Source organism: Odoribacter laneus YIT 12061, from assembly GCF_000243215.1.
GTDB lineage: Bacteria > Bacteroidota > Bacteroidia > Bacteroidales > Marinifilaceae > Culturomica > Culturomica lanea.
Window position 1 is genome coordinate 1,199,483 of the sequence record NZ_JH594596.1, and the last position, 14,488, is coordinate 1,213,970.

Consider the following 14,488-nt stretch of genomic DNA (forward strand, 5'->3'; position numbering starts at 1 on the left):
ACAAACTGTCAATGTAACAGTAACCCAAGCTGGTAAAGAAGCTTCGGTTGACGAATTAACTCCTGAAAAAACACAGGTAGATTTTACGGCTGAAGGTGGAGAAGAAGTAGTAAAAGTGACAGCTACGGCTACATTTACCGCTGCTTCCAGCGAAAGTTGGTTGACAGCTACAGCTGCAGAAGGGAAAGTAACCTTGAATGCTGCTGCTAATACCGCAGAGGCCCGTACCGCTAAAGTAACCCTGACTATGGGTGAAAAAATCGCTGAGATTACGGTGAATCAGGCTGCTCCATTCAAAGCTGACTACAACAGTTACATCGGCACCTGGAAAGTAAAAGGTACGACTGACGACGGAAGAGTGGAATACAATAATGTAATCATTACTGCAAAAGAAAATGGGAAAAGTTACAATGTTGCGGGTTGGACTCATAATGCAGCAGCTGCACAGCAGTTTCCTCTTACAATGCATTATCAAAGCGACGGTTCGGTCGTGATTAAAGGACACCAAGAATTACTCTCGGAAGGAGAGGGCACAGAGATGAAGGTACTGGTTGTCGCAGGTGTTTTCCCCTATAATAACGGCTATTCTTTGTTGAGAAACGGAGAAATTGGTGGAGGTGAAACAGAGGGACATGATGTATTTATGGGAAAATACGATGGGAATGAATTGAAAATGATTGGACAGGACGCTAAAACAAGTGTCGGCACATTTAAATTTGGTGCTCTGAAATATTATATGTATCAATATAATTCGGAGAAAAAAGAATTCGGCTTCTATTATTTAACGGATGACAATGATGGTTATGCATGGGATCCGGTAATGACAAAAGTAAGTAATAATACTTCATCTGTTAATTCCATTTCAGGCGCATTCCCTTCCGTTGAAAAATTGGCTAATCCTCTCCCTGCTTCCCTTTCTGCTCAATAATTTTTTAACCAAAAGTTGTTATAAAAATGAACTAAAATAAAAACGAGGTCTCTTTCGACCTCGTTTTTATTTCGTTTGTACATTCTTTTAAAAAGAAGAAAAAAACAAACATCCCTATAGAGCTTTAAAAATTCGATTCGGGAACACAAAATAAAGATAACCTAAAATTTTCTTTGTAGCAATAAGCTTTCATCCAAAAGACCGCAGCCAAACATTATCTGTATTTGATTAATATCTCCCTTCTCCAGTCGTTTGTGTTTTTCAGTCAGGTGCTCCATTCGCTGCCTCTTCAAACGTTTTTCCCAAGCAGCTGTGTTTGAAACCATAACCTTTTTTCAGGAAAGAGATAGGACAGAGAACGATCTAAGAAAAAATAAAGAATACATTCTGCTAAGTTTTATTGACTATAAACAGCATAAAAAAAGCTGCCTCGTGCGAGACAGCCTTTATAGACAGGTATAACTATTATTTCATAGCTGCTTTTATCTGTGCATACAATTCTTTTACATCGGGATTTTCCGGAGCTAAAGTTTTTGCCTGTTCTACATAACCTAAAGCTTTTCCAAAATCGCTTGTAGCTTTCTCTTTTTCTGCAGCATATTTTTCTTTATCTGTGTTGGCAAAAGAAGTGGCTTTCTGCAAAATGCTGGCACCATTGTTAAAATACAGAGAACCCAAAGCCATATAAGCCTTTATTTTCAAATCTTTATTGGAAAGAGTCGTAATTTTTGTATAGTTTTCTGCAGCTGTGGTTAAATTATTAGCCTTTTGTGCTTCTACTCCTTTCTTCAGGAAGTAAGTCCCATACATATTTTCTAATTTTGCATTTCCCGGTACGGCTTTCAGCCCTTCTTCCAAAGTAGTAACCATTTCTCCTTCTTTTTTCAAATCTTCTTCTGCCTGTGCTTTTCCTAAATAAGAACTTCCTATTTTATAATTGTTCTTTATCGCCATTTCAAAATATTTTTCTGCTGCAGCATAATTTTTTGATTTGGTAGCAGCTACGGCCGTATTATAAATATAAGCCTTATCTGCATAATTGACAGCTTTCAGGTATTTTTCAAAATTAGCGAAAGCTTCCGTATAATTTTTAGCTTTCCATGCAACATTACCGGCATTTTTCTCCGCTGCCCCCGGATCTTGTGCAAATAAACTTCCCGTCAATAAACTTACCAAAATCAATAACACTGTTTTTCTCATAGCTTTTCTTACTTTTATTTATGTGACATAATTGTTTTTTCTTTGGGCAACTAAGATAATAATGTCTCCTAAAACTTCAAAACAGAATTAGTCATTTTTAACACAAAATTAGTTATAAATGCTCACAAAATCTGACTTTTTCTATTTTTACTCTCCCGTTCTCCCTGTTTATTTTTCCTTATCTACTAATTGCAATATCTTTAACAGTCCTTGTTCGTCTTCTTCGTCAAAAGCCCCGAGCTGATCACTGTCAATATCCAGACACCCGTATATTTGTCCTTTTTCATCTCTTAAAGGAAGGACAATCTCACTTTTTGTGGCCGGATTACAAGCGATATGACCTGAAAATTCTGCCACATTCTTCACAATAACTGTTTTTCCCGAATCGACCGCAGCCCAACACACACCTGTATGTTGACGTAATTTCTGGCAAGCAACGGGTCCCTGATAGGAACGGACAATCAATTCTCCTTCTACCAATACATAAACTCCGGTCCAAAAAAACAGTTGCATCTTATGATGTAAAACAGCCTCTATCGTTGCTAAACGCGCCCAACGATCCGGGGTAGTCACTACATAATGACTGATTTGCTCATAAAGCCGTTCGTATTTTTCCAATTTTTTCGACATCCCGCTGAATTTTATTGATTCAAAACATCTATATGTTGCAATATATCCACCAAATGTCTCCACCACATTTCAACCGTCTTTGTATTTACTTTTTCATCCGGAGAATGTACCCCTCTCAAGGTAGGCCCAAAAGAAATCATATCCATATCCGGATATTTCTCTAAAAATAAACCGCATTCCAGTCCCGCATGTATAGAACGGACTATCGGTTTTTTCCCGAACAAACGCTCATAGGAAGCCACCGCAACTCTTAATACCGCCGAATCCGGATTTGGAGCCCAACCGGGATACCCCTCCCCATGCGTAACTTTCGCTTGAGCCAAACGGAATACGGCAGCCATCATATGAGCAACATTCAGTTTTTCAGAATTTATATCGCTTCGTTGAGAACTAGTTATCCATATTTTCCGCTTGTCCTCCATTTTCAGAGCAGCCAGATTCGTAGAAGTTTCTACCATACCCGGCATCCGGTAACTCATCGCAAAAACACCATGCGGGCAGGCATACAAAGCATTTAATAATCGACAGGTACAATCGGCTGTCAAGACGTCCTCCGGTAAATTTACCGATTCCATTTCCATTTTCAATCCCGGTTCAGTCACTCCCCACACAGATTCCATCTCAGCCTGATATAAATTGAATTCCACTCTTACCTGTTCTTTGTATTTTTCATCAAAAACAATCGAAGCAAAAGCTTCCCGGGCAATGGCATTTCTCAAATTCCCACCTGTAAATTCTGCTACCCGGATCGGATATTTTTCATTTAAATCCCATAAAAAACGATTCAGTATTTTAATCGCATTTCCTCTTCCTTTATTAATATCGTCTCCCGAATGTCCTCCTCTTAATCCCTTCACCGTAATCTTTACAGCAAAAGTCCCCGTTCCGGACTCTTCCATCTCTATAGGCATTTCCACCACTGTATCCATACCACCGGCACAACCAATAAAGAGTTCGCCTTCATCTTCCGAATCCAAATTCAATAAAATCCTCCCTTTAAAAAAACCGGGCTTCAAAGCAAATGCTCCGGTTAAGCCACATTCTTCATTTACCGTAAAAAGACATTCCAGCGGACCGTGTTTGATATCTTCCGAAGCCAAAAGAGCCAGCTGAGCCGCCATACCTATTCCGTCATCTGCGCCCAAAGTAGTACCCTTCGCTTTTACCCATTCTCCCTCTATATAAGGTATAATCGGGTCCTTCTCAAAATCATGCACAGTACCCGCATTTTTCTCACATACCATATCCATATGGGCTTGCAAAACAACCGTAGGAGTTTGTTCCATACCCGCAGAAGCAGGCTTACTGATCAATACATTACCCGCTTCGTCCTGTTTTGCAGGGAAACCCCGTTTTTCTGCAAACGCCATCAAATAAGCAGCCATTTTCTCTTCCCGGGTAGAAGGCCTCGGAATACGGCAGATCTCTTCAAAATAATGCCATAATGCCTCCGGCTGTAATCCTTTTAATTCCATCCTAATATTAATTTTTATAATTTTATTCCTTATTTCATCATATCCGTTAATTTCCTCATCACCCACATACAAGATTTAATCTCCGAAGGGGTTAAGGTGAAAGTTAAATCCGTATGAACCTGCTCTTCAATTTGAAGAAGCGCCTTTTGAACCTGCATCCCCTTCTCTGTCAAAATAACAAAATTATTTCTTCGGTCTTCCTGACTCATCGTACGCTGCACAAATCCCCTCTTCGTCAAAGTATTTAATAATTTCGTTACATTGTATTTATCTTTTTGTAATTTCCGCGAAATGGCCTGCTGATTTATATGATCCCCTTCCCATAATACTTGAAGCAATTCGAATTGTTCGCGACTAAGATCATATCCCGCTTGTTGAAAAGCCCTGTTTAACGTTTTGGTATACCCTCTTTCGGCTTTACTTAGATAAACTACTAATTCCCGGATATCGTTCATAGCGATGTTGCATTTTATACTATTTGCAAACTTAAGGAATATTTTAACATCTTATTAAAAAGAGAGAATTATTTTATAATTTTTTACCTCAAATTTCTATGCCTTTTTTGCATTTTGTTGTATCTAAATTAATTTTTAATAATTTAATTTATACAAGAACAAAATATATAAATTTATTTTACTTTTTGATAATTATTTTTTATTATTGTCCATTATGTTGTATGTGGATAACAAAAGCGTATCAAAATTATTTATTAGCTCGCTAACCTTTCTGTTATGGAAAAACAATTGGACGCCATTGCTCGCACGATTGAAGAGCACTGTCAAAAAGAAAACGGGAATTACAGCCTTTTAACGGGTAATATGGGGGAGATTCTCTTTCTTTATTATTATTCTCTCAGGAATAAAAACTATAAAGAAAAAGCGGAAATACTACTGGACCAATTGACGGAAAGTCTCTCGACTTCCTCTTATTACCAATTTTCTTATTGTAACGGCTTGGCAGGCTTTGGCATCGGAATGCATTTGTTGGCAGAGGGCGGGTTTATCGAAGATTCGCCGGATATGCTGGATGACATAGATATCGTATTAAATCATTACCTGGAACAGGAAATTCAATTAAAACATTTTGATTTTCTACACGGAGTAATCGGAATGGGATTCTATTTTTTAAAACATTACAAGTATAAACCCTCAGCATCTCTGTTACAACTTCAAAAAATCGTCAAGTATCTGGAGCAAACCGCTATTTCAACCCCTCAGGAGGATACGTTGAAATGGGAAATTGTCAATTGGCATTTGCCCCATCAAGCCCATACAAAATACAATATTTCACTTTCTCACGGAATGTCAAGTATTGCCATTTTTCTCTCCCGTCTTTTGCAACTGGACATCAACCCGGAAGGAAAGGTTCGTAAATTACTGGAAGGTACTCTTCACTATATTCTCCGGCAAAGAATAGATGAAAAAATATATGATTGTTATTTTCCCTCCACTTCACTAGAAAATCCGGGACCGGTAAATAAAAGTCGCCTGGCCTGGTGTTATGGGGATTTAGGAATTGGCATTGCTTTATGGCATGCCGGAAAAGCTTTGGGTAGAAAGGAATTAATCGATTATGCAATAGAAATTTTTGAATTTTCTGCTACCCGAAAAGACCTTAAATCCAATTATGTCTGGGATGCAGGCTTATGTCACGGCTCCGCCGGAATTACACAGATCTTTTTCCGGATGTGGCAGGAAACGCGTCTTCCGTCTCTGCAATCCGCCTATGAATACTGGAAAAATCAAACTTCTCTCTTTGCTAACCGGCCGGAAGGACCCGCAGGTTACCAATCTTACGATCCGACCCAACAAAGCTGGGAAACAAAATATTATATATTGGAAGGGGTAGCTGGTATCGGTTTGACTCTACTATCCCCCCTCCACAGTGCATGGGATGAAATTCTATTGCTAAATTTCAATTAAATGCACATAAGTAATATCAGACATGAAACGAATTTAAATATATCCTATGTATCAAGCCTTCGATCAAATCGTATTCCGCTTCCCTCACTATCCCCTGGAAGTCATCAAAAAAGCTTTATCACAAAAAGAATATTTTCAGGAAATGATACGTTCAGATTTTTTTGAAGAAGCCATCTATTTTGCTTCTCCAGATCTTTACGAAGAATTACAAAAATATAAAGCCGGAAAAATAAAAGAAAAAGATTATATCCGCGTAGAAAACGCCCTGTTCAAATATTTGGCCAGAATGTCCAGCCGATGTACCCCATTCGGGTTGTTTTCTTCCTGTGCAACAGGGGAAAAGGGAGATCTGTCAGAAGTCCTCCTGACTCATCAGGTAAATATCCACGTACGTTTTGATATGTTATACCTCTGTAACTTATCTCAGGAATTGGGAAAATTACCGGAAGTAAGAAAAATAGTAAAATATTATACCAATACTACCCTCTATACACAAGCCACAAAAATTCGTTATATCGAATACCGCTTTGATACAGAAAAAAGAATATATCAGTTGGTAGAAGTCAGCAACACTCCTTATTTACGGGATATCATCAAAATTGCCCGGAAAGGATGTACTTTTGCCGAATTGATCAAGTTTCTGACAGCTGCAGGAGAAGTAAGTGAAGAAATAGCCCGTTCTTACATCGATACCATTATAGACAATCAATTGCTTGTGAGTGAAATTGACCCTATAATCACAGGATCCGATTTTTTTGAACACATTTTAAAAGTTATTGAAAGACTGGACACAAATTCGGAATATTATCAAAAATTATCCCGTATCAATCGTTTACTGCAAAAATTACCTTTTGCTGTCCCCTCGGAAGTCATTGCCTTATGCAATCAAATAGAGGAAGAAGTCAAACAACTGCATATTCCTTTTCAAAAAAAATTTCTCCTTCAGGTGGATACCATCAGGAAACTGGAAAAAGCTACTCTAGACAACACTCTTTTAACCACGCTACAGGATAGCATGGAATTTCTCAACAAAATTACTCCACGCTATACAAACAACACGCTTACTAATTTTATAAAATGTTTTAGCGAAAGATATGAAGAACAGGAAATCCCTTTGTTGGAAGCTTTGGATCCGGAGAGGGGTATTGGCTATCCGGCACACGAAATAAACGATCTGCATCCTTTACTCGGCGGATTGATAATCCCCGGACGCGTGGACCCTAATGCTTCTGTGCAAACGAATCTTTTCCCGATTCACCAAATTCTCTTAAAAAAGTTAGTGACGTTCAATCCCCAGACGGATCAGGAAATCCTGCTTTCCGATGAAGATGTCAAAAATTTACAACCGAATTGGGAAGATTTACCTGCTACGATGTTTACCAAATTTCAGATCTTGAATTTCTCAGAGAATCCCCGGGATTATACCTTGGTTGTAAACAATTTTAACGGAAGTAGTGCAGCAAATTTATTAGGACGCTTTGTTTATTGTGATCCCTCTATTCAGAAATTAGTAGAAAATATTGCCCGGAAAGAACAGGAGATTTATAAAGATCAGGTGGTAGCGGAAATTTCCCATATCCCGGATTCCAGAGTAGGAAATGTATTAGCTCGTCCGAATTTCCGGGAATATGAAATTTTATATCTGGCGAATTCTACGCTGGAACGGAAGCGAATCCTCTACCCGGCTGATTTATTCTTGTCCGTTCGGAACAACCGTCTGCTTTTACGTTCTCAACGATTGAATAAATATATTATTCCACGCCTCTCCACTGCTCATAATTATAGAAATAACCCCACTCCTGTATACCGTTTTTTATGCGATTTGCAAAGTCAGGGAGTAAGGGCTTCTCTTTTGTTTAACTGGGGAAGTATCGAACAACAACTAGAGTATTTACCCCGGGTAAGGTATAAAAATATCATTCTGTCGGAAGCCAATTGGAAAATTTCCGTTAAAAGTCTGGAAAACCTGATAAAAGAAACGGATTCAAAAAAATTAATGGAAGAAGTGAAAAACTGGCAAACCCAGTTGAAATTACCCCGTTTTGTTTTCCTGGCCGATGGAGACAATAAACTCCTGATTGACCTAGAAAGCAGGGAAAGCACACGGGTTTTCCTGAATATGCTAAGTAACCGGAGACAAATTACGCTGGAAGAAGCATTATGTGATCATTACGCTCTGACAAAGGACACCGAAGGCTTTTCCTATATGCATGAATGTATTGTTTCTTTCTACAAATCTTAAAATGCTACCCCATGAAATCCACCTCAAAAAGAACCTTTTACCCGGGAGATGAATGGCTATACTTCAAATTATATACCGGTATCAAAACGGCCGATGATATCTTGATTCGTTCTGTGTTTCCGGTCGTGAAAAAACTGATGCGGGAAGAAATTATTACAAAATTCTTTTTTCTCCGTTATTCCGATCCGGATTTTCACATTCGTTTCCGGGTGTTAGTAAAAAATCCTAAAGATTTAGGCTATATTCTGTATACCGTAAATCAGAAATTACAAAGAGCATGCAAAAACGCACAAATCTACCGGATTCAAGTGGATACCTATAACCGGGAATTAGAACGTTATGGGAAGGATCATATCGAATTTTCGGAAAGTATTTTCTCTGCCGATAGCGAATGTGTGTTATCTATACTTAAAATTCTCTGTAAAAAAGATGAAAATTACAGGTGGATGGTCGCTCTCAAAATGATCGATTGTCTTTTCAATGATTTTGGTCTCTCTTTAACAGAAAAAGCTTCCTATATAGAAAAAATGAGTCTTGGCTTTAAACAGGAATATGGATTCGATATTCACAATATCAAACTCTTAAACAAAATATACCGGCAGCAAAAACCCAACGTAAATTTGATCTTGAATAATTTACAAAAAGCGCCCGAAGAAATCAGGCGCAGCTATCCTTTTTTGCAAAAGCGTTCCCATAAACTGAAAGAACTGATAGAGGCAGAACAAGCAGTGCCTTTAAACAATCTCTCTTCTTATATACACATGATGATGAACAGGTTATTCCCCTCTAAAAACAGAATTTACGAATTGGTTATTTACGATTTCTTGTTTGAATATTACAGAAGCGAATTAGCCCGAGAACGACACCAAAAACATTGAGATACGCCCCTTCTTTTCTGAAACGGTAATCGGATGCTTCTTGGCCCTACAAAACATACAACCTTTCCCTGAAAAAATGTTTCAGGCCTCCCCGAAAGTTTCGAAAGACTGCCGGGGAGCCGTTCAGCTAAGCTGTAATAATCCCTTCTTTCGGATCATTTCTATAAAAACCGGATATTCCTCCGGTAAAGAATACGGCTTTTCATTTACTTTTACGACGGCTTCTTCTAAATTCAGGGTAATCTGATCTCCTACCCGATATGCTTCCAGTATTTGAGGAGCGATAATGATCCATAAACCACAATTGACAGCCATCCGGTAAAAACTTCGGTCGACCGATTTTACAATTACGGCAGCGATTCCGGATTCCACTAAACCTATCGCAGCATGTTTTATCAATCTTCCTCTTCCGAAATCCTCGCCGGCTAAAATAATATCACCGGCTTGTACCCTGCTGGCAAAGGTTCCATCCAAACCTGCGAGAAGATAAGGTCTCATCGCTTCGGCACATTCTATCGGTATTTTATACGTCCTTTTTTCCGGAAACAATTGCTCTGCAGCAATATGATCAATATCGGCATAATTCCATATATTCCTGTTTTTCCGGTCCTCTCCTGTCCCTATAGTAATGGCTTCTATAGGAACAGTCCAATACTCAAATACGTTCTCCGGATAGGCTATCTCTACATCCAATTTTCCCCGTAAAGCCGTCATAGCTACGGTAGCTGGAGAAGCGATGTATTTTTCCACTCCCACATCTGTCATATGGCGCATAGAATGGCTATTGGTCGTGGAAATAAAGCGTTTTGTCTCCGCCCCTAACATATGACTACTTCCTAAACAAGGTCCGCAACTCGCCCCTAAAACGGATGCCCCAGCTTTCACTATAGCATCGATCAACCCCTCCTTTATAGCTTGTATATATATATCCCGGGAAGCCGGAACAACCGATAGTTGAAAACCCGGAGCCAGACGTTTCCCTCTCAAAAGGCGGGCCACCACTCTCAAATCTTCAATACGCCCGGACGAACAGGCTCCTATCAATCCTTCCTGAATAGTAATTTCACCCACTTCTCCTACTCCTTTTATCTCATTTTCAGGAAAAGGAGTCATCACCAAAGGAAATACTTTTTCCAAATTGATATATAATTCTTTTTTATAACAGGCATTTTCATCCGCCCAAACCCCCAGGACAGCATAGTCTCCCAGATAATCTGCCAATAAGTCATCCGGAGGAAAAACCGAATTCTTCACCCCCATTTCTGCCGAAACATTTGCAATCGTCATCCGGTCGGCAATGCTGAGGAAATTCACGCCTTCACCGTGATACTCTACCGACTGGTAATTTACATTTTCCTCTTTCAACATTCCCATTACCCACAAAGCCAGATCCTTTGCATACACTCCCGGACGAAGCTTCCCGCTAAGCGTAATTTTAACGGTTTCCGGTACCCGAAACCACATTTTCCCCTTTTTCCATAAAAAAGCCGTCTCCGTTTTATTCAAACCTACGGCAAAACAATTAAAAGCACCTGCGGTACAAGTATGACTATCACTTCCCACCACGATTAATCCCTGTCGTATAAATCCGGCCAAAACCTGATGACAAATGCCTTTATCACAATCAAAAAAATGCTTTACCTGTTGCTCCTCCATAAAATCGTGTATGGAATTGTAATCCCGCATCAATTCATCGGTAGTACCCGTCATCTTCCGGTCTAAAACAACCACCAAACGTTCCGGATACAACACTTCCCGTCCTTGCATTTTTTCAAAAAGCTTTCTAATACGGGCCGAATTGTCATGACTTAATACAATATCCGGCTCTCTATACACGATAGACCCTGCGGGAGCATTCAATATTTTCTCAACGAATGTGCTTTTCCTTTTGCTTCTTTCCATTCTGATTTAATTTACCGGGCTTTGTTCCGGAATCATTTTATCGGTAAACAAAATCCCTTTTAAATGATCCGTCTCATGTTGAAAGATGACAGCCGTAAATCCGCTTACGGTATCCTGTCTTTCCAGCCCTGACATTTCCTCCAAATAGTTTATAACGATAGTCTCCGAACGACTGACATTTCCCTCGGTATCGGGAATAGACAAACAACCTTCCCGCCCCGTGATGCGCGCGGGAGAATAATATACAATCTCCGGATTGATATAAGCCTCAAAAGGTTCTCCCGCTTTATCAAAACGCTGTACAAGGATCAAACACCTGCTTATCCCCACCTGGGGAGCCGCTATTCCAACCCCTGGATTACTACTATCCTGTACTGTCGCCAACAAACCTTTTTTTAAAATAGAATAATAGGGAGAATTCAATTCCGCATCTGTTAATTTCAGAGCCTCCTGCCGTAAAAAAAGCGAATCTTCCTGCCGGTCTACCGTGCAAATACGCATAATTTGTCCCTTTTGGGATAAAATGCGTTCTTTCTCCTGAGCAGAAAAACCCGGCTTTTTACAATTCAGACAGAGTAAAACGAGTACAATTACTCCTCCCCATTTTATTCCTTTATTCATGGGCCATCGTTTTATTTTGCAAAATATTCCTCACTTCCTTTACTTTATCCTCGTCACAGTATGTAATCTGATATTCTGAAATCCCCGGTATTCCTCCCATAAATATTGCCGGATTACGGTATTGCATATCGCTTTCCCTTCCATTTTTCGCCGACAGGTGGACAGCATCGACGCCCGTCTCTGCTATCTTTAAAACGTTCCCGGCATTTACTCCGCTTCCGGCCATAATTTGTATACGCCCTCCGGCTTGTTTTACCATTTTCTTCACCCCATCTATACCTTCTTCGACTGTATTCCTAAAACCGGAAGTCAATATACGGAAACATCCCGCTTGAATGACAGCTTCCAAAGCTTTCTCCGGATCCTTTACCATATCAAAAGCCCGATGAAACGTCACCTTTAACGGTGCAGCCAAGCGTACTAATTCCCTCGTACGCTCGATATCAATACTTCCATCCCGTTTTAAAATCCCCAGCACCACTCCTTCTACTCCCAACGTTTTTACCGATAAAATATCTTCCCTCATCTGTTCAAATTCTATGTCGGAATACAGGAAATCCCCTCCCCGTGGACGAATCATAATATAAAGCTGAACGCCGGCCGTTAACTTCCGAGCTAATTTTACCATTCCCAAGGAAGGGGTCGTACCTCCCTCGTAAATGCCGGCACACAGTTCTATCCGAGTCGCTCCGGCCTTTTTCGCCGCCAAACAAGATTCTAAAGAATAAGCACAAATTTCCAGTTCACACGTCATATTTACGGTATTAGTATACAATACAACTCATCTACCACAACTATTCCCAGCCTTCCAGAGTCCCAGCAACAGGCTCTATCTCAGCATTGAAAACTGTTTCGAACTGTTTCAAAACCTCTCTCTTCACTTCCTCCAGGTCTACAGGCTTTCCACCTCTTTCTTTTTCTATAGAAGTCACCCCTTTATCGACAAATCCACAAGGGTGAATATAATTAAAATAATTCAAATTTGTATTTACATTCAAGGCAAATCCATGCATACTGATATAACGGGAACATTTGACTCCGATAGCACATATTTTTCGTTCCGCCGTCGTCCCTACCCCCAGCCATACCCCCGTAGCTCCTTCTACCCGTTTCCCCTCAAATCCGTATTTGTCAACAGTACGTATAACCACTTCCTCCAACCGATAGACATACTCTTTTACCCCCAACTCAAAATTTTCCAGATCGATAATAGGGTAAACGACCAATTGGCCTGGTCCGTGAAAAGTAATATCTCCTCCCCTGTCAACCTTTATAAACTCAGCTTGCTGAGCGCGTAACTGTATGGTATTCATTAACATATTGGATTCATGACCACTTTTTCCCAACGTATAAACAGGTCTGTGCTCCGTAAATAAGAGATAATTAGGCGTTCCCTTTTTTTCTATTTTCTTCTGTTTTACTTTTTCCAGTAATTTTTCCTGAAGTTCCCACACTTGCCGATAAGAACTTAAGCCTAAATCCTTGTATTGTATCTCTCTTCGATTTTTCACTTTAGTTTCCATTCCTTCCTCAATAAAACACTTCGACAGATTTTTGTCAGGAATCCTCTTTATTCCGCTTGTTTTACATGTTTTTCTGCATGATAACTGGATCTTACCAAAGGTCCGCTCTCCACATGTGTAAAACCTTTTTGCATCCCTATGCGGCGGTATGCTTCAAAAGTTTCCGGAGTGATGTATTCTTTTACTTCCACATTGGCAGCAGTCGGTTGCAAATATTGGCCAATAGTCATGACAGCACAGCCGGCAGCACGCAAATCGTCCATCGTTTCCAGAATTTCTTCCCGCGTTTCCCCCAAACCAAGCATAATGCCGGATTTGGCTACAATTCCCGACGCTGCAACCTGATGCACTACACCTAAAGACATGTCGTAAGTTGCCCTGCTGCGTATCTCTTTTGTCAAACGCCTTACCGTCTCCAAATTATGCGAAATCACTTCTGGTTTTGCCTCAATAATTTGTCCGATCAACTCCGATCTTCCCTGAAAATCCGGAATCAATACTTCCATTGTCACCGAAGGATTCATTTCCTTAACAGCCCGTATCACCTTTACCCAATGGGTTGCCCCTAAATCTTCCAAATCATCCCGGTCCACAGAAGTAATGACAGCATGTTTCAAATGCAACAATTTCACAGAACTTGCTATGTGATGAGGTTCCTCCGGATCTAAAGGGAGAGGCCTCCCTGTCGTCACATTACAAAACCGGCAGTTTCGCGTACAAATGTTACCGCCTATCATAAAAGTCGCAGTTCCACATCCCCAGCATTCTCCCTGATTCGGACACATACCACTCGTGCATATCGTATGCAAATGATGTTCCCGTACTATATTTAACACTTCTACCGATAATTGTCCTTTCGGTAACTTTATCTTTAACCATTCCGGTTTTCTTCGACTATTACACCCCATATCTTTAAATTGTCTATTTTTTCGTTTCTCTTCCCGACAAACAACATTTCCTTTCAGAGGATCAGAAACGTATTTTTATAAACCTCCCGGGAAAGAGCCATATTTTACACAAAAATAAAAAGAAACCCTTAAGAAAAGAAAAAAGGAGGCATCTTTTCACAGATACCTCCACTGACTAACCCTTAAATCCAAAATTAATAAAATTTCCCGTTTTATTATTACTTAGCTGTTTCCCTTTTTCAAGGGCTTTCAATACTAA

At 39.9% G+C, this 14,488-nt stretch carries 13 protein-coding genes; 4 read left to right on the plus strand and 9 right to left on the minus strand.

The genetic code is table 11. The features are described from left to right. Positions 1-928: BACON domain-containing protein (locus HMPREF9449_RS05045; protein WP_009136160.1), on the plus strand; the 928-nt coding region annotated here is incomplete at its 5' end. A 465-nt stretch (positions 929-1,393) separates the two neighbouring features. On the opposite strand, the gene HMPREF9449_RS05050 is transcribed toward HMPREF9449_RS05045, so the two are convergent. The 4 genes from HMPREF9449_RS05050 to HMPREF9449_RS05065 form a co-directional block, all read right to left on the minus strand. After that, entirely contained in the window at positions 1,394-2,128 is a 735-nt protein-coding gene (locus HMPREF9449_RS05050) for a tetratricopeptide repeat protein (protein ID WP_009136162.1), read from the minus strand. 168 nt (positions 2,129-2,296) lie between these two features. After that, positions 2,297-2,758 (minus strand): GAF domain-containing protein, encoded by a 462-nt coding sequence (locus HMPREF9449_RS05055; protein WP_009136163.1) that lies wholly within the window; start codon positions 2,756-2,758, stop codon positions 2,297-2,299. 11 nt (positions 2,759-2,769) lie between these two features. Further along, positions 2,770-4,233: an aminoacyl-histidine dipeptidase gene (locus HMPREF9449_RS05060; protein ID WP_009136164.1), complete on the minus strand. Its 1,464-nt coding sequence runs from the start codon at positions 4,231-4,233 to the stop codon at positions 2,770-2,772. A 29-nt stretch (positions 4,234-4,262) separates the two neighbouring features. Next, positions 4,263-4,688 (minus strand): MarR family winged helix-turn-helix transcriptional regulator, encoded by a 426-nt coding sequence (locus tag HMPREF9449_RS05065; protein ID WP_009136165.1) that lies wholly within the window; start codon positions 4,686-4,688, stop codon positions 4,263-4,265. Between the two features lie 276 nt (positions 4,689-4,964). On the opposite strand from HMPREF9449_RS05065, the gene HMPREF9449_RS05070 reads away from it, so the two are divergent. Genes HMPREF9449_RS05070 through HMPREF9449_RS05080 form a run of 3 tightly spaced genes read left to right on the plus strand, consistent with a single transcriptional unit; the run spans position 4,965 to position 9,275 of the window. Next, positions 4,965-6,155 (plus strand): lanthionine synthetase C family protein, encoded by a 1,191-nt coding sequence (locus tag HMPREF9449_RS05070; RefSeq protein WP_009136166.1) that lies wholly within the window; start codon positions 4,965-4,967, stop codon positions 6,153-6,155. 46 nt (positions 6,156-6,201) lie between these two features. After that, positions 6,202-8,397 carry a lantibiotic dehydratase family protein gene (locus tag HMPREF9449_RS05075; RefSeq protein WP_009136167.1) on the plus strand — a complete coding sequence of 732 codons (2,196 nt, stop codon included), beginning with the start codon at positions 6,202-6,204 and terminating at the stop codon, positions 8,395-8,397. An 11-nt stretch (positions 8,398-8,408) separates the two neighbouring features. After that, entirely contained in the window at positions 8,409-9,275 is an 867-nt protein-coding gene (locus HMPREF9449_RS05080) for a thiopeptide-type bacteriocin biosynthesis protein (RefSeq protein ID WP_009136168.1), read from the plus strand. A 123-nt stretch (positions 9,276-9,398) separates the two neighbouring features. On the opposite strand, the gene HMPREF9449_RS05085 is transcribed toward HMPREF9449_RS05080, so the two are convergent. The 5 genes from HMPREF9449_RS05085 to lipA are packed head-to-tail and all read right to left on the minus strand — an operon-like array spanning position 9,399 to position 14,229. After that, positions 9,399-11,177 carry an aconitase family protein gene (locus tag HMPREF9449_RS05085; protein ID WP_009136169.1) on the minus strand — a complete coding sequence of 593 codons (1,779 nt, stop codon included), beginning with the start codon at positions 11,175-11,177 and terminating at the stop codon, positions 9,399-9,401. Positions 11,178-11,183: 6 nt separating this feature from the next. Next, positions 11,184-11,798 carry a peptide deformylase gene (gene def, locus HMPREF9449_RS05090; RefSeq protein ID WP_009136170.1) on the minus strand — a complete coding sequence of 205 codons (615 nt, stop codon included), beginning with the start codon at positions 11,796-11,798 and terminating at the stop codon, positions 11,184-11,186. Further along, positions 11,791-12,552, minus strand: a complete 762-nt coding sequence (locus HMPREF9449_RS05095; RefSeq protein ID WP_009136171.1) for a copper homeostasis protein CutC — start codon at positions 12,550-12,552, stop codon at positions 11,791-11,793. The genes def and HMPREF9449_RS05095 overlap by 8 nt, the downstream gene beginning before the upstream one ends. Before the next feature lie 40 nt (positions 12,553-12,592). Continuing rightward, positions 12,593-13,321 carry a lipoyl(octanoyl) transferase LipB gene (lipB, locus tag HMPREF9449_RS05100; protein ID WP_009136172.1) on the minus strand — a complete coding sequence of 243 codons (729 nt, stop codon included), beginning with the start codon at positions 13,319-13,321 and terminating at the stop codon, positions 12,593-12,595. 47 nt (positions 13,322-13,368) lie between these two features. After that, positions 13,369-14,229 carry a lipoyl synthase gene (gene lipA, locus HMPREF9449_RS05105; RefSeq protein ID WP_009136173.1) on the minus strand — a complete coding sequence of 287 codons (861 nt, stop codon included), beginning with the start codon at positions 14,227-14,229 and terminating at the stop codon, positions 13,369-13,371. Between the last annotated feature and the right edge of the window lie 259 nt (positions 14,230-14,488).

Bases quoted from the DNA above. Each gene is read 5' to 3' on its own strand.
- HMPREF9449_RS05050 (WP_009136162.1), bottom strand. From the start codon at position 2,128: ATGAGAAAAACAGTGTTATTGATTTTGGTAAGTTTATTGACGGGAAGT.
- HMPREF9449_RS05055 (WP_009136163.1), bottom strand. From the start codon at position 2,758: ATGTCGAAAAAATTGGAAAAATACGAACGGCTTTATGAGCAAATCAGT.
- HMPREF9449_RS05060 (WP_009136164.1), bottom strand. From the start codon at position 4,233: ATGGAATTAAAAGGATTACAGCCGGAGGCATTATGGCATTATTTTGAA.
- HMPREF9449_RS05065 (WP_009136165.1), bottom strand. From the start codon at position 4,688: ATGAACGATATCCGGGAATTAGTAGTTTATCTAAGTAAAGCCGAAAGA.
- HMPREF9449_RS05070 (WP_009136166.1), top strand. From the start codon at position 4,965: ATGGAAAAACAATTGGACGCCATTGCTCGCACGATTGAAGAGCACTGT.
- HMPREF9449_RS05075 (WP_009136167.1), top strand. From the start codon at position 6,202: ATGTATCAAGCCTTCGATCAAATCGTATTCCGCTTCCCTCACTATCCC.
- HMPREF9449_RS05080 (WP_009136168.1), top strand. From the start codon at position 8,409: ATGAAATCCACCTCAAAAAGAACCTTTTACCCGGGAGATGAATGGCTA.
- HMPREF9449_RS05085 (WP_009136169.1), bottom strand. From the start codon at position 11,177: ATGGAAAGAAGCAAAAGGAAAAGCACATTCGTTGAGAAAATATTGAAT.
- def (WP_009136170.1), bottom strand. From the start codon at position 11,798: ATGAATAAAGGAATAAAATGGGGAGGAGTAATTGTACTCGTTTTACTC.
- HMPREF9449_RS05095 (WP_009136171.1), bottom strand. From the start codon at position 12,552: ATGACGTGTGAACTGGAAATTTGTGCTTATTCTTTAGAATCTTGTTTG.
- lipB (WP_009136172.1), bottom strand. From the start codon at position 13,321: ATGGAAACTAAAGTGAAAAATCGAAGAGAGATACAATACAAGGATTTA.
- lipA (WP_009136173.1), bottom strand. From the start codon at position 14,229: ATGGGGTGTAATAGTCGAAGAAAACCGGAATGGTTAAAGATAAAGTTA.